General features: G+C 61.2%; 19 protein-coding genes and 1 riboswitch. Of the genes, 7 read left to right on the top strand and 12 right to left on the bottom strand.

The window, feature by feature from the left end; translation table 11 throughout:
• Positions 1 to 8: 8 nt before the first annotated feature.
• The 4 genes from M3N55_RS00970 to M3N55_RS00955 all read right to left on the bottom strand — a co-directional run bounded on the left by M3N55_RS00970 (position 9) and on the right by M3N55_RS00955 (position 5,106).
• On the bottom strand, positions 9 to 548 hold the full coding sequence (locus M3N55_RS00970; RefSeq protein WP_249055517.1) for an AprI/Inh family metalloprotease inhibitor: 540 nt from the start codon (positions 546 to 548) through the stop codon (positions 9 to 11).
• Between the two features lie 139 nt (positions 549 to 687).
• On the bottom strand, positions 688 to 1,779 hold the full coding sequence (folE2, locus tag M3N55_RS00965; protein WP_249055516.1) for a GTP cyclohydrolase FolE2: 1,092 nt from the start codon (positions 1,777 to 1,779) through the stop codon (positions 688 to 690).
• A 102-nt stretch (positions 1,780 to 1,881) separates the two neighbouring features.
• Entirely contained in the window at positions 1,882 to 3,063 is a 1,182-nt protein-coding gene (metZ, locus tag M3N55_RS00960) for an O-succinylhomoserine sulfhydrylase (protein WP_249055514.1), read from the bottom strand.
• 54 nt (positions 3,064 to 3,117) lie between these two features.
• Positions 3,118 to 3,195, bottom strand: a riboswitch (SAM riboswitch).
• A gap of 69 nt (positions 3,196 to 3,264) precedes the next feature.
• Entirely contained in the window at positions 3,265 to 5,106 is a 1,842-nt protein-coding gene (locus tag M3N55_RS00955; RefSeq protein WP_249055513.1) for a M3 family oligoendopeptidase, read from the bottom strand.
• Between the two features lie 205 nt (positions 5,107 to 5,311).
• Between M3N55_RS00955 and mgtE the strand changes: the two genes are divergently transcribed.
• Entirely contained in the window at positions 5,312 to 6,694 is a 1,383-nt protein-coding gene (gene mgtE / locus M3N55_RS00950; protein ID WP_249055511.1) for a magnesium transporter, read from the top strand.
• 3 nt (positions 6,695 to 6,697) lie between these two features.
• On the opposite strand, the gene M3N55_RS00945 is transcribed toward mgtE, so the two are convergent.
• Genes M3N55_RS00945 through M3N55_RS00925 form a run of 5 tightly spaced genes read right to left on the bottom strand, consistent with a single transcriptional unit; the run spans position 6,698 to position 11,620 of the window.
• Entirely contained in the window at positions 6,698 to 6,988 is a 291-nt protein-coding gene (locus M3N55_RS00945) for a DUF4389 domain-containing protein (protein ID WP_249055510.1), read from the bottom strand.
• A 40-nt stretch (positions 6,989 to 7,028) separates the two neighbouring features.
• Positions 7,029 to 8,270, bottom strand: a complete 1,242-nt coding sequence (locus M3N55_RS00940) for an SAM-dependent methyltransferase (RefSeq protein WP_249055508.1) — start codon at positions 8,268 to 8,270, stop codon at positions 7,029 to 7,031.
• On the bottom strand, positions 8,263 to 9,708 hold the full coding sequence (locus tag M3N55_RS00935; protein WP_249055506.1) for a cryptochrome/photolyase family protein: 1,446 nt from the start codon (positions 9,706 to 9,708) through the stop codon (positions 8,263 to 8,265). The genes M3N55_RS00940 and M3N55_RS00935 overlap by 8 nt, the downstream gene beginning before the upstream one ends.
• A gap of 19 nt (positions 9,709 to 9,727) precedes the next feature.
• Positions 9,728 to 10,957, bottom strand: coding sequence for an aminotransferase class V-fold PLP-dependent enzyme (locus M3N55_RS00930; RefSeq protein WP_249055505.1), 1,230 nt, complete (start codon positions 10,955 to 10,957; stop codon positions 9,728 to 9,730).
• A 57-nt stretch (positions 10,958 to 11,014) separates the two neighbouring features.
• Complete coding sequence (locus M3N55_RS00925; protein WP_249055503.1) at positions 11,015 to 11,620, bottom strand: lytic transglycosylase domain-containing protein; 606 nt, start codon at positions 11,618 to 11,620, stop codon at positions 11,015 to 11,017.
• A gap of 137 nt (positions 11,621 to 11,757) precedes the next feature.
• Between M3N55_RS00925 and ssb the strand changes: the two genes are divergently transcribed.
• Both ssb and M3N55_RS00915 read left to right on the top strand, forming a co-directional pair.
• Complete coding sequence (gene ssb / locus M3N55_RS00920) at positions 11,758 to 12,273, top strand: single-stranded DNA-binding protein (RefSeq protein WP_249055501.1); 516 nt, start codon at positions 11,758 to 11,760, stop codon at positions 12,271 to 12,273.
• 176 nt (positions 12,274 to 12,449) lie between these two features.
• Complete coding sequence (locus tag M3N55_RS00915) at positions 12,450 to 13,379, top strand: class I fructose-bisphosphate aldolase (RefSeq protein ID WP_249055500.1); 930 nt, start codon at positions 12,450 to 12,452, stop codon at positions 13,377 to 13,379.
• Positions 13,380 to 13,403: 24 nt separating this feature from the next.
• Here the strand turns inward: M3N55_RS00915 and M3N55_RS00910 are convergent, their stop codons facing one another.
• The 3 genes from M3N55_RS00910 to M3N55_RS00900 form a co-directional block, all read right to left on the bottom strand.
• The gene (locus tag M3N55_RS00910) at positions 13,404 to 14,306 is read right to left on the bottom strand and encodes a DMT family transporter (RefSeq protein ID WP_249055498.1); all 903 of its coding nucleotides are present in this window, start codon (positions 14,304 to 14,306) and stop codon (positions 13,404 to 13,406) included.
• Entirely contained in the window at positions 14,293 to 15,072 is a 780-nt protein-coding gene (locus M3N55_RS00905) for an SDR family oxidoreductase (RefSeq protein ID WP_249055497.1), read from the bottom strand. Before M3N55_RS00905 ends, M3N55_RS00910 begins: the two co-directional genes overlap by 14 nt.
• Positions 15,073 to 15,175: 103 nt before the next feature.
• Positions 15,176 to 15,511: a hypothetical protein gene (locus M3N55_RS00900; RefSeq protein WP_249055495.1), complete on the bottom strand. Its 336-nt coding sequence runs from the start codon at positions 15,509 to 15,511 to the stop codon at positions 15,176 to 15,178.
• A 93-nt stretch (positions 15,512 to 15,604) separates the two neighbouring features.
• Between M3N55_RS00900 and M3N55_RS00895 the strand changes: the two genes are divergently transcribed.
• From M3N55_RS00895 to M3N55_RS00880, 4 genes are all read left to right on the top strand, one after another.
• The gene (locus M3N55_RS00895) at positions 15,605 to 16,018 is read left to right on the top strand and encodes a universal stress protein (protein WP_249055493.1); all 414 of its coding nucleotides are present in this window, start codon (positions 15,605 to 15,607) and stop codon (positions 16,016 to 16,018) included.
• Between the two features lie 59 nt (positions 16,019 to 16,077).
• The gene (locus tag M3N55_RS00890; protein WP_249055490.1) at positions 16,078 to 17,736 is read left to right on the top strand and encodes a BCCT family transporter; all 1,659 of its coding nucleotides are present in this window, start codon (positions 16,078 to 16,080) and stop codon (positions 17,734 to 17,736) included.
• 339 nt (positions 17,737 to 18,075) lie between these two features.
• On the top strand, positions 18,076 to 19,014 hold the full coding sequence (locus M3N55_RS00885) for a Hint domain-containing protein (protein WP_249055488.1): 939 nt from the start codon (positions 18,076 to 18,078) through the stop codon (positions 19,012 to 19,014).
• On the top strand, positions 19,011 to 19,865 hold the full coding sequence (locus M3N55_RS00880; RefSeq protein ID WP_249055486.1) for a universal stress protein: 855 nt from the start codon (positions 19,011 to 19,013) through the stop codon (positions 19,863 to 19,865). The genes M3N55_RS00885 and M3N55_RS00880 overlap by 4 nt, the downstream gene beginning before the upstream one ends.
• Positions 19,866 to 20,030 lie beyond the last annotated feature (165 nt).

The raw sequence follows: 20,030 nt of genomic DNA, 5'->3' as shown, positions 1-20,030 counted from the left end.
CCGATGCCCTAGCGCCACATCAGCACGTCACCACCTTCAAGGCGGTTGCGCGCTGTCGGCCGCAGGCTGGCCACCGAATTGCCGAACCCGTCGGTCAGAACCAGCTCACTGCCGCGCAAACTCCAGCGGCTGACATTGAACAATTCCTGAAAACACCCTTGGTTCTGCACCATCGCCGGAGCGCCGGCTGTTGCGGGCGCGCGCAAAACCATGCGGCATTGGCGATTATTGGGGCTGGTCACGTTCCAACTGCCTGCGTAATCGGCGGCGGTATTCGCAGCCTGCCCGCCACCTGCCAGCGCCGCAAGAGGGCCCCCCGCATTCACCCCGACAGAGGTCGATGTCGTTTCTGTTATGGTGGTGTTGCCGCTGACGGTGGTGGTGGTGGTCGTGCTGGTGTCAGAGACACTGGCAGTCCCAACCTGTGGCGCGGGCATAATGTCGCGCTGCGGGGTCGCCGCCGGAGAGGTCGATTGCGGCGCGCCCTCGATCTCACACCCGGCAAGGGCGATGACAGCGCAGGCTGCGATCAGGAAATTCTTGGTCATGATGGTGATCCAACATTGTTATGTCTATTGATACACATAATGCAAAGCACGCGATACCGATCAAAATTATACGTCGAGACAGAACAAAAATGGCGCGGACCGGGCCCGCGCCATGTAATTAGACAGTTATAAGGCTCAATCAGCCGACATGGAACAAGCTGGCGAACAGGCGTGGGTCCAAACTGTCGGAATCAAACGCCGCGCCCCGTGTCAGCACGCTGACCGCATCATGGCTGTGCAGGCTTTCCTGATGGCTGGCCAGCACCCGGAAATCCCCGATGCGCGGGTCAGCGTCCAGTTGCTCACAAAAGCTGCGCGCGGCATCTTCCACGAAAATCGGGTTGGCAGCGTTCAGTTCGGCAAACGCCTGTTCATCCTCGCGCTTGACCATGACCTGCGTTTCCGTGGGCACGGCAGCGCGGCACAGGTCGATCAGGTCTTCGAACCACAGCTTAGCACCATTCAGCACTTGCACCGAAATGCGCGCGACCGAGCGCTGCGAATGCGGCGTGGCCAGTTGTCCGCGCGTGGCACGCGCATGTTCGCTTAGCTCCAGCGAGCATGGGCAGGTCGACGAATAGACATAGTCCAGATGCATGAAGGTCTGGCGCACGCCCGCACGGTCCACCACTTCCATGGCGATGTCGTAATACTGGTAGCCCTGAAGGCCAGAGCGCAGGCTTTCCACCTTCACCGGGAAGCTGAAGCGCATCATGATGCGGGCGTCAAAACTTTCCAGATCGGCCTTGTAGTCGTCCAGCGCCGCGCGCACCACGTCGGCGCTGAACGTGCGCTCTGCGTGGCCATAGAAGCTGCGCATGATGCGCGACATGTTGATGCCCTTCTTCTCTGCTTCCAGGCTGACAGACCCGGTGACAGAGGTTTCCAGCGTCAGATCGCCATTGTCGCGCGTGTGGTAGCGGATGGGCAGACGGAAGTTGGAAATGCCCACATGCTGGATCGGGGCTTTCGCGCCCACAATCAGGCTGGCAGGGCCGTTCTGCAAATCCGGCAGGCCCGCCTTGTAGACGGCATCGGCGCGAAACGCGTCAGGGTAATCGCGGCTCAATTCCGGATAAGCCACAGTTGGCAACAGGCTGGTTGCCGCCGCCTCAACGCGCGCGCGGGCGTCATCGGACGCGCCATCGGCAAAACGGCGCAAGGTTTCCAGCGCCGCCTGCGCCTCTGCTTCCGAAGGGGTCTGCTCTAGGCCGGGGACATGCACGTTCATCAGGGATCGTCCTTCCTGTCTGTCGGAGCCATAGGTAAGCGCCCGCTCCTGCTTTTCCACTTTTTTCGTGGCCCCTGCGGCACGCGACGCGACTCTCTGGCGTCAAATCGCGCCAAGCGCCCCGCGCAGGTCGGCAATCAGGTCGGATGTATCTTCCAGCCCGATCGACAGGCGGATCAGCCCCGGCGTAATACCCAAAAGCGCCTTCTGGTCGTCAGGCAGTCGCTGATGCGTGGTCGTGGCCGGGTGCGTCGCAATCGTGCGCGCATCGCCCAAATTATTGGAGATGACGGCAATTTTCAGCGCGTTCAGCAACCGAAATGCCGCTGCCTGCCCACCGGCCACATCAAAGGACAAAACGGTGCCAAAGCCCGGCATCTGCGCCGCGGCAATGCCATGTTGCGGATGCTCGGGCAAGCCGGGATAGATCACACGCGAAAGCCGATCATCGCCCTGCAACGCTTCTGCCACGGCCTGCGCGGTTGCGGCCTGAGCGCGCACGCGCAAATCCATCGTGGTCATGCCGTTCAGCATGATCCACGCGTTGAAAGGCGACAGCGCCCCGCCGGTATGTTTCAGATAGGGCTCCACCGTGCCGCGAATAAAATCGCGCGTGCCGCAAATCACACCGCCCAGCGCGCGGCCTTGCCCGTCTATGTGTTTGGTGGCCGAATAAATCACCACATCCGCCCCAAGGCGGACCGCGCGGCTGAACACTGGCGTTGCAAAAACATTATCGACCACAACCGTTGCGCCGACCGCATGGGCCAGTTTGGCCACGCCCTCAAGGTCGATCACCTCCAGCGTGGGGTTCGATATGGATTCCAGGAAAACCGCCTTGGTATCCGGGCGGATCGCGCCGCGCCAAGCGTCCAGATCGGTGCCGTCAATCAGCGTCACCTCTACCCCGTAGCGGGCCAGCACGTTTTCCAAAACATACAGGCACGACCCGAACAGCGCCCGCGCCGCGACCACATGATCGCCCGTGCGCAGCATCGACATCAGCGCGCCAGAGACGGCGGCCATGCCGGATGCGGTGGCAAACGCGTCTTCGGTGCCTTCGATGGCGGCGATGCGGTCTTCAAAGGCCGCAACCGTCGGGTTGCCGTAGCGCGCATAAATGAACTCATCCGGGCCTGTACCCAGGAAGCGCGCCTCTGCGGCTTCGGCGGTGGGGTAGACGAACCCTTGGGTCATGTAGATGGCTTCGGCCACTTCACCATATTGGCTGCGGCGAGCGCCTTGATGCACCAGTTTGGTGCGCGTGTTCCAGTCCTGGCTCATATCAGCCCCTATCGGCCCATTGGGCCATAAAAAACCCCCGAACCTACAGTAGGCCGGGGTTGGACCCAGACCTCTTTAGCGGATGGATTAACGTGGCCCGCAATCGGGTGACAAATCGCCACGGCGCGGCGCTGCCGCACATACGCCTGATTATAGCCCCCCACGCCGCGCGTCAACACAGGTGGCGCGGGGGGCGCTATATCACTCCATCGCTTCCAATTCGTCGATGAAGCCTGCGATCATGCTCAGACCCTTATCCCAGAAAGCGGGGTCCGATGCATCCAGCCCGAACGGGGCCAACAGGTCTTTGTGGTGCTTGGACCCGCCTGCGGCCAGCATTTCGAAATACTTGTCCTGAAAGCCCTCGGGCTGTTCTTCGTAAACCGCATAAAGCGCGTTCACCAAGCCGTCGCCGAAGGCATAGGCGTAAACGTAAAACGGCGAATGCACGAAATGCGGGATGTAGGACCAGAAGGTTTCATACCCCTCCATATAGGTAAAGACCGGCCCAAGGCTTTCGGCCTGCACGCTCATCCACAGCGCGTTAATGTCGTCGGGCGTCAACTCCCCGCCGCGCCGCGCGTCGTGCAGCTTGCATTCGAAATCGTAAAACGCGATCTGGCGGACCACGGTGTTAATCATGTCCTCTACCTTGCCAGCCAGCAGGGTCTTGCGTTCTTCCTTGGTGGAGGCCTTGGCCAGCATCCGGCGGAAGGTCAGCATTTCGCCAAAGACACTGGCGGTTTCCGCCAGCGTCAGCGGGGTCGAAGACAGTAACTCCCCCTGCCCCGCGGCCAATCGTTGATGCACCCCGTGCCCCAGTTCATGCGCCAGCGTCATCACGTCACGCGGCTTGCCCAGGTAGTTCAGCATAACGAACGGGTGCGCGTCGGTCACGGTGGGATGGGCAAAGGCGCCGGGTGCCTTGCCCGGTGTGACGGCGGCATCAATCCAGCCACGCTCGAAAAAAGGTGCCGCCAGATCGGCCAGCTTGGGTGAAAACCCGGCATAGGCATCCAGCACCATATCCTGCGCCTCTGGCCAGGCTATCGTGCGCGCGGCTTCGGTTGGCAGCGGCGCGTTGCGGTCCCAGACCTGCAATTCGTCCAGCCCCAGCCACTTGGCTTTCAGCGCGTAATAGCGGTGCGACAGCTTCGGATAGGCCGCGACAACCGCATCGCGCAACGCTTGCACAACTTCGGGTTCGACATGGTTGGCCAGATGCCGCCCATGCTGCGGGCTGGGCATTTTGCGCCAGCGATCCTCGATTTCTTTTTCCTTGGCGAGCGTATTATGCACCCGCGCAAACAGCCGGATATTCGCGCCGAACGCTTCGGCAAGCGCCCGCGCACCCGCTTCGCGGCGGTCGCGGTCGCGATCAGTCAGCAGGTTCAGCGTGGATTCCAGCCCAAGCGGTTCGTCCTCTCCCTCTACCGGAAATTCCAGCCCCGCCATGGTTTCATCGAACAAGCGGTTCCACGCAGCCGCGCCGACGGTGGACTGATCGTGCAGGAATTTCTCCAATTCGTCGGATAATTGATGCGGGCGCATGGCGCGCATCCGCTCGAATACCGGGCGATACCGCGCCAGATCGGGATTCGCATCCAGCTTGGCGTCGAATTCCGCATCGGGAATACGGTTCAGCTCCAACGCGAAGAACACCAGCGGGGTCGTGGCCGTGGTCACACGGTCCTGCGCATCGGACATGGCCTTGGCGCGGGCGGGATCGACCGTGTTCTGGTAATAGCGCAGCCCGAAAAACGACATCAGCCGCCCGGCAACCTGTTCAATCTGCTCATACCGGGTCACGCAGTTCAACAAGCTGGCGGCATCCGACCCGGCAAGCTTGCCTTCGTAATCGGCGGCAAAGCTGGAACATTCCTGCTCAAGCCATTCGAAATCACGGGCGACTTCCGGCGCATCCGGCGCGGCATACAGGCTGGAAAAATCCCAAACGGGCAGATCGCCCAGATCCTGTCTGCCCTTGGGGCGGTCAAGATCAAAAGCCGGTTGCGGATAGCGGGCAGAGGGGGTCAGGGACATAGGCAACTCCAATCGTTTCATCAGACTTAGGCCGCGCCCCGCCGCCCTGCAAGACGCACGGCCCGGCAATCGGGAAAATCGGGCGGTCCACGATGCTTGTTTTTGGGCAACACAGGGAAGTGACCACTCATTTCGAGGCAAGGGCAATCGACTTTCTCGGCAAAGCCTGTAGACAGCCCGCGTGTTCCGCAACCTCGGGGAGGCCATGATGACCAATGATCCAACAGATGGCTTTCGTGACAAAGACGGCTACGATCTGGATTCAGGGTATCTGAAACAGGTTCTGAAAGCAGTCGAAGCACAGGACGCGCAACGCATATTCGAGATGTTCGAGCCGTTGCACCCGGCGGATATTGCCGACATCCTTGAACAAATCGGGGCGGACGCGCGCCGCGCCCTGGTGCATCTGTATGGCACCGAGTTCGATGGCGATATTCTCTCGGAACTGGACGAGGGACTGCGCGACGAGGTGGTCGGCTACCTGCGGCCAGACGTTCTGGCCGACGCTGTCCGCGACATGGATTCGGACGATGTGGTCGACCTGCTGGAAGACCTCGACGAATCGCAACACAGCGCGATTCTTGATGCGCTGGAAGAAGATGACCGCGATGCCGCACGGCAGGCGCTCAGCTATCCGGAATATTCCGCCGGGCGTTTGATGCAACGGGAATTCGTCAAGGTGCCGCAGGACTGGACCGTGGGCCAGACCATCGACATGATGCGCACCAGCAAAGAGCTTCCCGACCAGTTCTACCATGTTTTCCTGGTCACGCCCGACGATACCCCGGCGGGATATGTGACCCTTGGACGGCTCTTGTCCTCAAATCGCAACACGGCATTGTCCTCTGTCACCGAAGACAGTTTCCGCAGCTTTGAACTGGACGAAGAGGAAGGCGATGTCGCCTATGCGTTCAACCAATATCATCTGATCTCCGCCCCCGTGGTGGATACGAATGGACGCCTTGTCGGTGTCATCACCATCGACGACGCCATGGCGGTGCTGGATGAAGAACACGAAGAAGACATGCTGCGCATGGCCGGGGCCGGCGAAGGCAGCTTGTCAGACGGGGTCATGGAAACCACATGGCAGCGCCTGCCATGGCTGGGGGTCAACCTTGTGACAGCGATCATCGCGTCGCTGGTCATCGCGGTCTTTGAGGCCACGATCCAAACTCTTGTCGCGCTGGCAGTGCTGATGCCGATTGTGGCGTCGATGGGGGGCAATGCAGGCACGCAATCTATGGCCGTCGCGGTGCGCGGGCTGGCGACACGCGACTTGACCGGCGCGAATGTCTGGCGGGTTATCCGGCGCGAGACCCTTGTAGGAATGTTCAACGGCATGATCTTTGCCCTAGTGATGGGCGTGGTGGGCTATGTCTGGTTCGGGTCGCTGATGCTGGCTGGCGTGATCGCGGCGGCGATGGTCATAAACCTTGTGGTCGCGGGCCTTTCAGGCATTGGTCTGCCCGCATTGCTGGACCGCCTGGGCGTTGATCCGGCATTGGCCTCCGGCACGTTCGTGACCACGGTGACGGATGTGGTGGGCTTCGCAGCCTTTCTGGGGCTGGCGACGATGCTGCTGTTGTAGCCGTCAGTCCATTTCTCGGAACGGCCATGGCTTTGCATCGGTCGCGCCAACCATGTAGCGCGCGGCCTTGGCCACCCAAGCCCCCACCATGCAACCCAGATCGGCCAGCCGCGCATTCGGCTGGCGGTTGTCGATGATAATAATGATGAACTGGATCACCGCCAGCAAGATCAGCACCGATTGCGCGAAGCTCAGCATAACCCCGATAATCAGCATATAGACAAGCCGCAGGCCCAAAGGCTCTTTCAGCTTGTCCAGCGGCGCAGTATCGCGGTCGTCATCGACGTCTTGCATGGGCACACCTGTTTGACAGTTACCCCAAGTCTACCCAAGCTCAGGGACGTTGCAACACCAGTTGCGTGACATCGCACGCGCCACCGCGGAAAGCCGCCGCGCAGGATGTCAGGTAGAAATCCCACATGCGCTTGAAACGCGCATCATAGCCCATTTCCGATATCTCGTCCCAACGGGCATTGAACGCGTCATGCCATCGCCGCAGCGTATCCGAATAGCTTTTCCCGAAATCATGGGTGTCGACATAGCTGAGCCCGGCGTTTTCAGCCACGCGCCGCACCGGGGTCGGCGCGCCCAGCATTCCACCGGGGAAGATGTGTTTCTGGATGAAATCGACATTGCTGCTGTAGTTTTTGAACCGCGCATCGGGCACCATGATGATCTGAATTACCGCTTGCGCGCCGGGGCGCAGCCGGTCGCGCACGGCATTGAAATAGGTCGGCCAGTAGCGTTCGCCCACGGCTTCGAACATCTCTATCGACGCAATACCGTCGAATTCCCCGCGCGTATCGCGGTAGTCCTGCATGCGGATTTCGACCTTGTCGGACAGGCCCAAACGCGCCATGCGCGCAACCGCGTAATCATGCTGCGCTTGGGAAATGGTCAGACCGGTCACGCGCAAGCCACGTTTGGCGGCGGCGTATTCGGCAAAGCCGCCCCAGCCGCAGCCAATCTCCAACACATGATCGCCGGGCTTTACGTCCATCCGGTCCACCATGGCGGCATATTTGGCTTCCTGAGCCGCTTCGAGGCTTTCCTGCCCGGTGGTGAACAGGGCAGAGGAATAGGTCATGCTGTCATCCAGCCACAGGCTGTAGAAATCATTGCCCAGATCGTAATGATGCGAGATGTTCTTGCGCGCCTGCGCCTTGTGGTTGCGGCGCAGCCAATGGCGGAAGCGTTCGACAAGGCGGATTGCCTTCATCGGCAACACTTCGTCATAGAGCGCCGGGTTGTCATCGGCAAACAGGTCCATCAAGGCTTGCAGATCGGGCGTGCTCCAGCCCCCTTCAAGATAAGCATCGGAAAACCCCAGATCGCCCTCGCGGATCATGCGGCCGAACAGATCCGGGTCATGGACATGGATTTCGGCCACATAGCCCGGATGCGCCCCTTGCAGCCGGAACACCCGCCCGTCGGGCAGGTGCACATCCAGCCGCCCCTTGTTCAGTTTCTGCCCGATCGCATAAGCGGCCGCAAAATAGCGGGGCAGGTCTTGTTGCCCGTCCAGCGATGTCAGTATCTCACCCATCGGGCGTGATGGAAATGCGATGTCAGCCATGCGCCATGTCTTCCTGTTTTTGATTTTCTCGGTGGTCTTTATAGGCGGCAAGCGCACGCTCGCGCCCATCTTTAAGGTCGATGATCGGGCTTGGGCGTGTGTCCTTTGGCGAAAGGTTCCAACTGCGCGGGCAGGCATCATAAAACGCCAGCGCCGTTTCGGGCGGCGTGCGGCTGGCTTCGGCCAGCCACATCTTGCGATAGGCCGCCTTCGGGTCGAACTTCTGTGCCTGCGTATCGGGGTTGAAAATGCGGAAATAGGGGGCTGCATCGGGGCCGGACCCGGCCACCCATTGCCAACCCATCGCATTAGATGCCGGGTCCCAGTCAACCAGACATTCGGCAAACCAGTCGCGCCCCAGCCGCCAGTCCACCAGCAGGTGCTTGGTCAGAAAGCTGGCAACCAACATGCGCGCACGGTTGTGCATGCGGCCCGTGACATACAATTCGCGCATGGCGGCATCGACCACTTCAATACCGGTGCGGCCCTGACGCCACGCCTGAACCGCGTCGCCCTCGCCCTGCCACGGGAAACCGTCCCATTCGGGGCGCCAGTTTTGCGACTCCAGCCGCGGCGTGTGATAGATCAGGTGATACGCGAATTCGCGCCAGACGAGTTCTTTCAGGAAATCCTCTGCCTGCGCATGGCCTTCGTGCAATGCCCGCCAACCTGAGTGCCAGATCGTGCGCGGGCTGATTTCACCATAGGCCAGGTTTTCCGACAGGCCCGAACATGCGTCTATATCCAGCCGGTCGCGCTCTGATTTATACCGCGCCACGCGATGTGCCAGAAAAGCGCCCAAGCGCCCGCGCGCCGCGTCTTCGCCGACATGAATGTGCCCGGACACGACCGCCGCACCCCGGTTCATGGCGCGGCCCATCTGCCAGTCATCCAGATCATCGCTATCTGGCCATACCTTGGGCGCAGGGATACGCGTGGGCGCAGGCAAGGGGGAAGCAACGTCACGATCCCGCACCGAACGCCACATCGGCGTATAGACCTTGTAGAACCCGCCATCCTTGGTGGCGACGTCCCAAGGCTCGAACAACAGAAGGCCGGGGTGGCTTTGCACTTCCAGCCCATCGGCCTTTAACGCCGATTTCACATCAGTGTCGCGGGAAATCTGGCCCGGCGCGTATCCGCGCGTCCAGACCACACGGCGCGCGCCGGTTTCCGCCACCAAGGCGCGCAGCACATCAAGCGCGGAGCCGCGCCGCAGAACCAGCTTCGACCCTGTCTCGCCCAGCGCCTTGGCCATATGCGCCAGCCCCAGCCGCAGCCGCCATTTCGGCGCAGCCCCAAGGGTTGCGACCTCATCATCATGGATGAACACGGGGATCACGGGCTGGCCGGACGCGCAGGCGTCATGCAAGGCCGGATGATCGCTTAACCGCAGATCACGGCGCAGCCATAATATGGTAGGGGTCGTTTCGGTCACATATCCGCCCGTCGCAAAGTCACAAGACGTCATCTAGGGCCGCAAGCAGGCGGTCAAGATCAGATGACGCAGTGTAATGTACGAAAGACAGCCGCAACACCCCGTGGGCGGGATCAACCCCCTGCCCTTGCAACGCCCGGTTGGCATAGAAACTGCCGCCCCCCGCCATAATACCATGCGCCGCCAGATCGCGGGCCAAGTCGGCACCGGGGCGCGCGTGCGCCACGGCAACGGTTGGCGCACGATCGGCGGCAGTGCTCGGCCCCAAAAGCCGCACATCATTGCGGGCGCGCAGATACTCCAGCAGCGGTTGCAAAAGCGCGGTTTCCTGCGCGCGCATCAGGTCATGCAACGCCGACATACGCGCCGCAGGGGGCGTTTCCGAGGAACCGAAATGATGCGCATAAAGCGCATCCAGATAATCCGCCATCCCCGCGCAGGCGGCAATCTGGGCATGGTCCGGGCCAGCGGGCGTAAACCGCTTATACGGCACGTCCCCGTTGAAATAATGCGCCTGATTGGGCAGCCATGCTGATAATTCAGGCGACAGCACCATCAAGCCTTGATGCGGGCCATAGGTTTTATAGGCCGAAAACAGGTAGATATCGGCCCCCAAAGCGCCCAGATCGGGCAAACCGTGAGGCGCGTAAGATACGCCATCAACGCAAGACCAGATGCCCGCCGCGCGCAATTCGGCGCAAATCTCGGCCACGGGATTCACCTCTCCCACAACATTCGAGCAATGGGGAAAACAAACAAGTTTCAACCGGTCATCGACCAACGCCCAAAGTGCCGAAGGGTCCAGATGCCCGGTATCCGGGTCGATTTGCCATTCACGCAGCTCGACCCCGCGCGCCTCCAGACGCCGCCACGGGCCGGTATTCGCCTCGTGGTCCTGGTTGGTGACGATGATCGCGTCGCCCGGCTTCAACTTCTCGCCAAAGGCCTGCGCCAGAACATAGGTATTCGCGCTGGTGGACGGGCCAAAGCTAAGCTGGTCCGGCTCTACGCCCATTAATGCTGCAAGTCGGCTGCGCGCCTCGTCCATCTCTGCCCCGGCCAGTTCAGAGGCACGATACGCCCCATAGGGCTGCACTTTGCGGCTGTGGTAATAGCGCGTCAGCCGGTCAATGACGGGCTGGCATGTATACGATCCGCCCGCATTTTCAAAGAACACTTGCCCTTGCAGCTCTGGTTCCGCAAAGGCCGGAAACTGCGCGCGCACGAAATCGGTATCGAGTTGTGTCATGTCCCCTCCGGTTTTCGGGGAGATTGCAACGGGTCAGCCGGAAAAGGCAAGCATCGGCTATCCGGCCCCAAGGATGATCGCGACGTAATTGCGCGTTTCCTCGAAGGGCGGAATACCGCCATGGCTCTCGACCGCGCCGGGACCGGCATTATAGGCCGCAAGGGCCAAACGCCACGACCCGAAACGCTCATACATCATCCGCAGATAGCGTGCGCCACCTTGCAGATTTTGGGCCGGGTCATTCGGGTCTACGCGCAGCAAGCGCGCGGTGTCGGGCATAAGCTGCGCCAGACCGATCGCGCCTTTATGCGACAGCGCGCCTGCATTCCAGCGACTTTCCTGATGCACAAGCCGCAGGAACAGGTCTTCAGGCACGTCATTGCTGCGAGCCGCCTCGCGGGCAAGCTGGACATAGGCGCCCGATTGCGGGCCAGTGTAGCGTGGGATAAGCAGCGTCGTCTCGGCCTCTGGCGCATTTGGCAAAAGCCGCACTGACGCGGAATACTGCTCGGACAAGCGCCCATCGATCACGCGGTTGGCCCGTTTGATCCGATCCAAGGGCGAGGACGCGACGCTGCCGCTGGATGACAGGCTGAGACCCTGCGCGACCGCACCCGACCCCATAGCCCAAAACGCAAAAAGACAGATTGTCAGAACCCGCATCATCCACCCCACGTGTTGACGATAGATATAGCAACAAAGCGCGGCCAAGAAAACCGCTTGCGCCTGTTCACCCTATCTTTACCATGCGCGGCAAATATAGCGCATGGCGCAATGCAGACAGATAGGGACGAAATCACATGGCAGGCTCGGTCAACAAGGTCATTCTGGTGGGCAACCTGGGGCGCGACCCGGAAGTGCGCAGCTTCCAGAACGGCGGCAAGGTGTGCAACCTGCGCATTGCCACATCAGAGCAATGGCGCGACAAGGCCACCGGCGAAAAACGCGAGCGGACCGAATGGCATACTGTGGCCATTTTCAACGAAGGTCTGGTGCGGATTGCAGAGCAATACCTGCGCAAAGGCTCTACCGTGTATATCGAAGGGCAGCTGGAAACCCGCAAATGGCAGGACCAGTCCGGCGCGGATCGCTACTCGACCGAAGTGGTGCTGCGCCCCTATCGCGGGGAAATGACGCTGCTGGGCGGGCGTGGCGATGGTGGCGGCGGGTCCGGTGGTTCCGGCGGCGGCGCTGGCGGTGGTGGCGGGTATAACCGCGATCCCGGCTATGGCGACACGCGCGGGGGCGGTTCGGGCGGTGGCTATGGCGGCGGCCCCTCTGGCCCGTCCGACATGGATGACGAAATTCCATTCTAAGCTCTAAGCCCGCCCCGCGCGGGCTTTTTGCTGTCTGAAGGCAGAAAAACCGTTCCCAAGCGGCGAGATGGCGCATGATTGCGCTAACTTTCCATGGTTGCGCGCAAACTTCATTGTTTTGCCACAAACGGCGGATTAACCCCGTTCAAGAAACAAACCGGACAGGAGCAGCCGAAATGCGCGCAACCCGCATCGTTCAGAAGATACTTGCCAATTACGAAGGCGAAACACCCGGCGTGAAGGCCAATCTGTGCCGGATGCTGATGAACGGCAAGCTGGGCGGCACTGGCAAGATGATTATTCTGCCGGTGGACCAAGGGTTCGAGCATGGCCCGGCACGCAGCTTCGCCCCGAACGCGGCGGGCTATGATCCGCATTACCATTACCAACTGGCGATTGACGCAGGTCTAAGCGCCTATGCCGCCCCGCTTGGCCCGCTCGAAGCCGGCGCGGACACGTTCGCAGGCCAGATCCCGACAATCCTGAAGGTCAATAGCGCCAATTCGCTGATGTCGGGCACGGCAGGCAAGAATCAGGCCATCACCGCATCGGTGGATGATGCGCTGCGTCTGGGCTGTTCGGCCATTGGGTTCACCATCTATCCGGGCAGCGATTGCGCGATCGACATGTTCGAGGAAATCGTGGAAATGCGCCGCGAAGCTGCCGCAAAGGGCGTGGCCTCTGTCATTTGGTCCTACCCGCGCGGTGAAGCCGTGACCAAGGACGGCGAAACCGCCATCGACGTGGCCGCCTATGCCGCGCATATCGCGGCGCTTCTGGGCGCGCATATCATCAAGATCAAGCTGGGCACCGACCATCTGATGCTGCCAGAGGCCAAGAAGGTCTATGAAGAGCAGCAGATCGACATTGCCACCCAAGCCGCCCGCGTGAAGCATTGCGTGCAGTCGTCCTTCAACGGTCGCCGCCTGATCGTGTTTTCAGGCGGGGCCGCCAAAGGCGCTGATGCGGTATTCGACGATGCCCGCGCCATCCGCGACGGTGGCGGCAACGGGTCCATCATCGGGCGCAACAGCTTCCAGCGCTCGCGCGAGGATGCGCTGGAAATGCTGGGCAAGCTGGTCGAGATCTACAAAGGCAAAGCCTGAGGGGCAGGGGGGGCAAAAGCCCCCCTACTCTGCCGCCACGCTGCGGCGCGCCAAGCGCGGCATAGGCCCGCGCGCGGCAAGGATAACCAACGCAAGGCCCACAAAGGCCAAAAGCGGCAAGCGTTCATACAGAAACACCATGCCCAGCAGCACCGAGAAGCCCGGCATCAGAAACATCACCAGAGATGCGCGATTGGCCCCCACCTGCCGCACCAGAACGTAATTCAGGATCGCAGGTGCCACGGTCGCCAGCACGATCAACGCCACCAGAATTCCGATGACAGCGCCGGACGGTTCGACACTGACACGCCCGTCCACCAGCAACGCGAGCGGCCATGTTGCCACCGCGCCCACCGCGAACATCGCGGCATTCAGCAATAAAGGCGATACTGGCTGTCGGCGGCGAAACCAGACATTGCCCGCCGCATAACTTAGCGGCGCAAGCAAGGTGAACAACGTGCCAACACCCGCCTGCCCAAGCGAGCTGCCAAGAAAAGACGGCCCCGCGATCAGCGCAACGCCCCCAAGGCCCAGCACGATGCGCAGGGTTTGCTCCAGCGTCACTGGCTCATCACGCAGGAAGATGGCCGCCAAGGCCAGCGTGAAGATGGGCATGGTCGCATAAAGCAGCCCCCCCATGCCGGACGGGATGTATTGCAGCCCCACCGCCAGCGTGACGAAGGGCACCGCGATCACCAGCACCCCGCCGACAAGCGCGGTCACGACCGCCTCGCCGCCATTCCAGCCGGGTTTCCCGATCAGGCCCGCCACGATCAACAGCAGGGGCAGGCCAAAGGCCGCGCGCAAGGCGCCCAGCGTCAAGGGCGGAAAATATTGCACCGCCAGCGCAATCAGGAACGGCGCCGCCCCGAAGGACGCCGCCGTCAGCACCAGAAGCGCAGTGCCCTGAAGCTCAGAGCGTTGCATTCACCGCTCCGCCATCGAGCAGCAGGTTCTGGCCGACGATGAATCCGGAATACTGCGAGCACAGAAACGCGCAAGCCGCGCCGAATTCCGCTGCCGTGCCATACCGCCCGGCGGGGATGGTGCCTTCGCGCTTGGTGCGCGCTTGCTGGGGCGTGATCCCTTCGGCCTTGGCCACACCACCATCCAGCGCGGTTGCGCGGTCCGTGTCGTGAATGCCCGGCAACAGGTTGTTGATGACAACCCCCTTGCCCGCCACCTGCCGCGATGTGCCTGCAACATAGCCGGTCAGCCCCGCGCGCGCCGCATTCGACAGGCCCAGAACCGGGATCGGTGATTTCACCGATTGCGACGTGATATTGACCACCCGCCCCCAGCCACGATCGATCATGCTTGGCACCAGCGCCTTAATCAGCGCAATCGGGGTCAGCATGTTGGCATCAAGCGCGTTAATGAAATCTTCACGCTCCCAGTCGGTCCACATGCCCGGCGGCGGGCCGCCCGCGTTATTCACAAGAATGTCCACCTCGCCTGCGGCCGCCAAAACCTCTGTGCGCCCGGCTTGCGTGGTGATGTCGGCGGCAACGGTCACGACCTCTACCCCGTAGGCTGCGCGGATCGCGGCGGCTGTTTCTTCCAGCGCCTCTGCCCCGCGCGCGTTCATGACCAGATGCACGCCCTCAGCAGCCAAGGCTTCGGCGCATCCACGCCCCAACCCCTTGGAGCTGGCACAGACCAGCGCGCGTTTTCCTGCGATTCCCAGATCCATCTCGATCCTCCCATTGCTTCACCTGTGCAGCGATAGCATCTGCGCCCCGGCTGGGAAAGGCAGGACGGTGCTCTACAGGCCCAAGGCGATCGGAAATGGCGCGTCAGATATCCAGAGGGAAGCTTTTTATCAACTTTTGGAGAGGCTTATCAATCCGGCGCGTCAGCCGGTCATCAAACACACGCGCTTTATCCGTGCCGGGACTATGCCGCCGATACTTATGAATTTGCGCAGGTGGCTGCCAACTGACAGGACGTGTTGCGAAATGCATATTTGAGGTTAAGCGCTTGGGTAGCGCGCGCTGGATCACGCCGGATAAGGTCTGGTCCGCAGGCTCAAACGCTAAGCCAAAACCGGAAAAAACGCCATAAGGGCGCCATCGCGGCATGGATTTCGCGGTGGCGCGCACCCGTATTCGGGTGCCGCGCATGTCGGTCACAGACAAATTCATGTCGCTGGGGTTGCATGTCCCCCCATGACCCGTGTTAGCGTGACCACTCAAGCTTAACATAAAAACAAGCATGGAGGGACCATGTATCGGAAAGTCATCTTTCCGGTCGATCTGTCACATATCGACCATTTGACCAAGGCGCTGGCGACTGCCGCGGATTTGGCAAAGCACTATGACGCTGAAATTTGCTATGTTGGGGTCACGGGGACCGCGCCGGCGCCGGGGGCGCATAGCCCGGCTGAATATGCCGATAAACTGGCCGCTTTCGCAGCCGAACAGGGATCAAAGCATGGCGTGAACGCCACCTCGAAGGCGTGCACCAGCCCTGATCCGAGCATTGATACCGACAAGACACTGATGACCGCCATTACCGAACTGGGAGGCGATCTGGTCGTGATGCAGACACATGCGCCAAGCGCGCTGGATTACATCTGGGCCGGGCATGGCGACACAATCGCCGCGCATGCCGATGTGTCGGTCTTTCTGGTGCGCTAAGGCAACCGCCGCATCCGGTTAAATGCCGTCTGACGGACGGCCAAGAATGGAGAACATGAATGTCACAAGAAGACGACATTGAAGCGATCCCGGAACCCGAAGGGGCGTCCGAGGTGATCGACACCGATTACGAGATCGGTCAAGACAACATTACCCCCAAGATCGGTCCGTTCGGGCTGGATATTCACAACCCCGTCTTTGCCATTTCGGGCATTGTCGTCGTGGCGTTCGTCATCCTGACGCTGATGTTTCAGAATTCCGTAGGGCCTGCATTCGGAGCGATGCGGGGCTTTCTGACCTCGACTTTCGACTGGTTCTTTCTGAGCGCGGCAAATGTGTTTGTTATTGTCTGCCTTGGCATTCTCGTCTCGCCCTTGGGCAAGGTGCGGATTGGCGGGGTCGATGCAACACCCGATTACAGCTATCTGGGCTGGTTCGCGATGTTGTTCGCCGCTGGCATGGGCATTGGCCTGATGTTCTTCGGCGTGCTGGAACCGGTCTATTATTTCGGCACCCCGTGGGGCGACAACCCGCTGGGCGGCGATCTTGGCATTGTCGAAGGCGTATTGGCTGACCCGGAAACGGTTGAAACCGCGCGCCGTCTGGCCATGGCATCGACCATTTACCATTGGGGGCTTCATCCTTGGGCGATCTATGCCATTGTGGCGCTGTCGCTGGCGTTGTTCGCCTATAACAAGGGTCTGCCGCTGACCGTGCGCTCTATCTTCTACCCAATTTTCGGAGAGCGTATCTGGGGCTGGCCGGGTCACATCATCGACATTCTGGCCGTCTTCGCGACGATCTTCGGTCTGTCGACCTCGCTGGGGCTTGGCGCGCAACAGGCATCCGCCGGTCTTGGATTTGTGCTGGACATGCCGGAACTGGGCACAAGCATCACCACCTCGCTGGTGCTGATTGCGATCATCACCGGCATGGCGCTTATCTCGGTGCTGCGGGGTCTGGACGGTGGCGTCAAGATCCTGTCAGAGATCAACATGGGCCTTGCGCTGCTGTTGATGGTCTTTGTGCTGCTTGTTGGCCCGACACTGATTCTGCTGGGCAATGTCTTGGGCAATATCGGCGCCTATTTCAGCGAAGTGGTTGCCTTGTCGAACCCGGTGGGCCGCGAAGATGATGGCTTCCGCCAAGGTTGGACAGCTTTCTACTGGGCATGGTGGATCAGCTGGTCGCCGTTCGTGGGGATGTTTATCGCCCGCGTCAGCCGGGGCCGCACGGTCCGCGAATTCATCACCTGCGTGCTCATCATCCCGACACTGGCTTCTGCCATCTGGATGACCACTTTCGGCGGCACCGCGATCCAGCAGTTGATCGAAAACGCATCCGAAGCGGCTGTGTTCGGCTACGTGATCGACGCTTATGTGCCAGAACTGTCCCTGTTCGGCATGTTGTCGGAATTGCCGCTGGCGGGCATCACCTCTGTGTTGGCGATTATCCTTGTGATCGTGTTCTTCGTCACCTCGTCCGATTCCGGCTCGCTGGTGATCGACACGATCACGGCTGGCGGCAAGATCAACGCCCCGGTCAGCCAGCGCGTGTTCTGGGTGATCTTCGAAGGACTGGTCGCGGCATCGTTGCTGCTGGGCGGTGGCTTGGCGGCGCTGCAAGCGGCGTCGGTTTCGACCGGGTTGCCCTTTGCGATCGTGCTGCTGCTGGCCTGCTACGCACTGATACGCGGGCTCATGTCGGAACCGCGCTAACGCGCTTTCGTCCGGAAACAGAAACGGGGCCAGTTGCTGGCCCCGTTTTGCGTTCTGGCTCTGACGTTATCCGAACGCCCTGCCCCACGCTGACAGACCGCAGCCAAGGGAGGTGGAAAACGCGGTCCGATAACAACGGCAATTGCGACCATGTCCCGATACTGATCGATTTCCGATATGCGTATCTGGTTGCCTGTTCGGCACCTGTCGCGAATTCGGCTGGACCTGTGCGCTATAAGGTGTCGCGCAGCCATCTATCCCGTTTGACCGCGCGGGATGTTGCAGTAAACTACCCTTTAAGGTTGGTGTTGACCAAGCCAAGGGTGCAGGTAGCAAGGAATGACGCAATATGATTGCGAGATATTCGACGCCGCAGCGTTGCAGGCCCTGTGGGGCATCAATGAAGGTGAGCCGCTCGGGCCGCCCGATAATCTGGCTTTGGGCGACATGTATCAGCTTGTCCCCAACGCGCAGGCCCGGACGATTGCTTTTGACATAACCGATGATGACATCCGCACATCTGCCGGGCCGGTCACGGTGCTGGCGGAATTGCGATTGATGGCGCAGGACAATGACCTTGTTGACGCCCTGTTGCTGGATGTGGCCGGAAATTTGAGCGTGCTGCCGCTGTCGCCGCTGCGCCGCGATGCTCAATATACGCTCATCGGCATCGACCCCGGCCAGACCCGATTGCGGCTGTCACAGCTTGTCTATGGCTGTTTTTGTCCGGGCACCCGCATTATGTCCGGCGATGGCCAATTGACCCCAATAGAGGCATTGAGCGCAGGCGATTTCGTGCTGACCCGCGACAATGGTGCACAACCGTTGCTTTGGGTTGGCAAATCGACCATGCGCGCGGTGGGCGTATTTGCGCCGGTCTGCCTGCCCGCCGGTTTCATGGGCAATCTTGGGCCGCTTGTGGTCGGTCCGCTGCAACGGGTTTTCCTCTATCAACGCGGCGGTCTGACCGCGCATGGCCGTTCCGAGGCGTTGCTTCAGGCCCGTCACCTTGTTGACGGAATGAAGGTTCATCAGCGCGAGGGCGGCTTCGTGACATATCATGCGCTCGTGTTCGAGGATCACCAGATCATCTATGCCGAAGGTGTCCCGGTCGAAAGCCTGCTGGTGTCGCGCGCCACCGTGGCACGCTTGCCGGAACCCTTTGCGCGCGAACTGTCCGCCCGGTTTCCGTACCTGAACCAGCGCGCTCATTTTGCACAGGATCTCGACGAGACCGCTTTGACCAAGCGGGTTGCCACCCAACGGGCAAGCCAATGAGCGCGCCGCGCATGATCCTTGCGGCAACAGACGGCACGGATCGGTCACGCGCGGTGCTGGGGCGTGCGGCACTCATCGCCCGTCACTGGGGCGCTCGACTGGCGCTTGTGCATATCCGCAAACCGGGCAGGCGGTTTCGCCTGGGCCTTGCCCGCACAGCCACCCGCGACCTGATGGCCGACCTGACAGAGCATGGCGGGCATCCCGAAGATTTATACGTGCTCGACGGCGCTCCGGCAGAGGGTATCGCCGCGCTGTCCGCGCAGCTTCAGGTCGATTTGATGGTGCTCGGTCTGCACCGCGAACGCCGCGTTCTGGATACGCTGCGCATGACCACGATGGAGCGGATCACGCTTGCCGTGGACTGCCCTGTTCTGGTGGCACAAGCCGTTCCAGCGCAGCCTTATGCGCGGGTGCTTGCCGCACTCAGTTTTGACCCGGTCTGCACAGGCGGCTTGGCGCTTGCAACCCGGATCGCACCGCAAGCGCAGTTTCATGCCATCCATGCCCTGCCCGTGCCCTCGCCCGACACCCAGGCACAGCGCGACAGCACGCGCCACAGCGCCGAGGCTTTGCGTGACCGTTTCATGTCCGGCCCCGACTTGCCCCCAAATATGCCGCAGCCCGAAATCGTGCGCGGTGGCGTGCACGAAGTATTAAGCTACCGCATGGCAGAATGGCGGCCCGACCTGCTGGTGATTGCACGCCATTCCGGGCGGGACCGGTCCCGGCTTGGCAATTACGCCCGCGACCTGATGCGCGCGCCGCCCACGGATATCCTGGTCACGACGCCCAATCCTGATGGGCAAGACCATCCCAGCCAAGCATCGACTCTGGCTGGCCGTTCCTGACACGGCAGAACTCTGGCACGGCCGGCAAACGTGCATGTTCCGCCCGAAGCACCGACGAGCAGCCTTCAGGTCAACAGCAAGCGGTGCAATGCGGCGTCAGCGCCGCCAGCAACTTACCCGCGCGCCCCCGTCTACCGCTTGCCTTGCACACAGCGCATGGCGGCA

Origin of the sequence: Roseinatronobacter domitianus, assembly GCF_023336755.1 — a bacterium.
Classification (GTDB): domain Bacteria; phylum Pseudomonadota; class Alphaproteobacteria; order Rhodobacterales; family Rhodobacteraceae; genus Roseinatronobacter; species Roseinatronobacter domitianus.
Note: the sequence above shows the minus strand (reverse complement) of the source record. Positions and strands in the feature narration are given on the sequence as shown.

Coding starts and splice junctions, on each gene's coding strand:
- M3N55_RS00970 (WP_249055517.1), bottom strand. CDS start 548: ATGACCAAGAATTTCCTGATCGCAGCCTGCGCTGTCATCGCCCTTGCC.
- folE2 (WP_249055516.1), bottom strand. CDS start 1,779: ATGAACGTGCATGTCCCCGGCCTAGAGCAGACCCCTTCGGAAGCAGAG.
- metZ (WP_249055514.1), bottom strand. CDS start 3,063: ATGAGCCAGGACTGGAACACGCGCACCAAACTGGTGCATCAAGGCGCT.
- M3N55_RS00955 (WP_249055513.1), bottom strand. CDS start 5,106: ATGTCCCTGACCCCCTCTGCCCGCTATCCGCAACCGGCTTTTGATCTT.
- mgtE (WP_249055511.1), top strand. CDS start 5,312: ATGATGACCAATGATCCAACAGATGGCTTTCGTGACAAAGACGGCTAC.
- M3N55_RS00945 (WP_249055510.1), bottom strand. CDS start 6,988: ATGCAAGACGTCGATGACGACCGCGATACTGCGCCGCTGGACAAGCTG.
- M3N55_RS00940 (WP_249055508.1), bottom strand. CDS start 8,270: ATGGCTGACATCGCATTTCCATCACGCCCGATGGGTGAGATACTGACA.
- M3N55_RS00930 (WP_249055505.1), bottom strand. CDS start 10,957: ATGACACAACTCGATACCGATTTCGTGCGCGCGCAGTTTCCGGCCTTT.
- M3N55_RS00925 (WP_249055503.1), bottom strand. CDS start 11,620: ATGCGGGTTCTGACAATCTGTCTTTTTGCGTTTTGGGCTATGGGGTCG.
- ssb (WP_249055501.1), top strand. CDS start 11,758: ATGGCAGGCTCGGTCAACAAGGTCATTCTGGTGGGCAACCTGGGGCGC.
- M3N55_RS00915 (WP_249055500.1), top strand. CDS start 12,450: ATGCGCGCAACCCGCATCGTTCAGAAGATACTTGCCAATTACGAAGGC.
- M3N55_RS00910 (WP_249055498.1), bottom strand. CDS start 14,306: ATGCAACGCTCTGAGCTTCAGGGCACTGCGCTTCTGGTGCTGACGGCG.
- M3N55_RS00905 (WP_249055497.1), bottom strand. CDS start 15,072: ATGGATCTGGGAATCGCAGGAAAACGCGCGCTGGTCTGTGCCAGCTCC.
- M3N55_RS00895 (WP_249055493.1), top strand. CDS start 15,605: ATGTATCGGAAAGTCATCTTTCCGGTCGATCTGTCACATATCGACCAT.
- M3N55_RS00890 (WP_249055490.1), top strand. CDS start 16,078: ATGTCACAAGAAGACGACATTGAAGCGATCCCGGAACCCGAAGGGGCG.
- M3N55_RS00885 (WP_249055488.1), top strand. CDS start 18,076: ATGACGCAATATGATTGCGAGATATTCGACGCCGCAGCGTTGCAGGCC.
- M3N55_RS00880 (WP_249055486.1), top strand. CDS start 19,011: ATGAGCGCGCCGCGCATGATCCTTGCGGCAACAGACGGCACGGATCGG.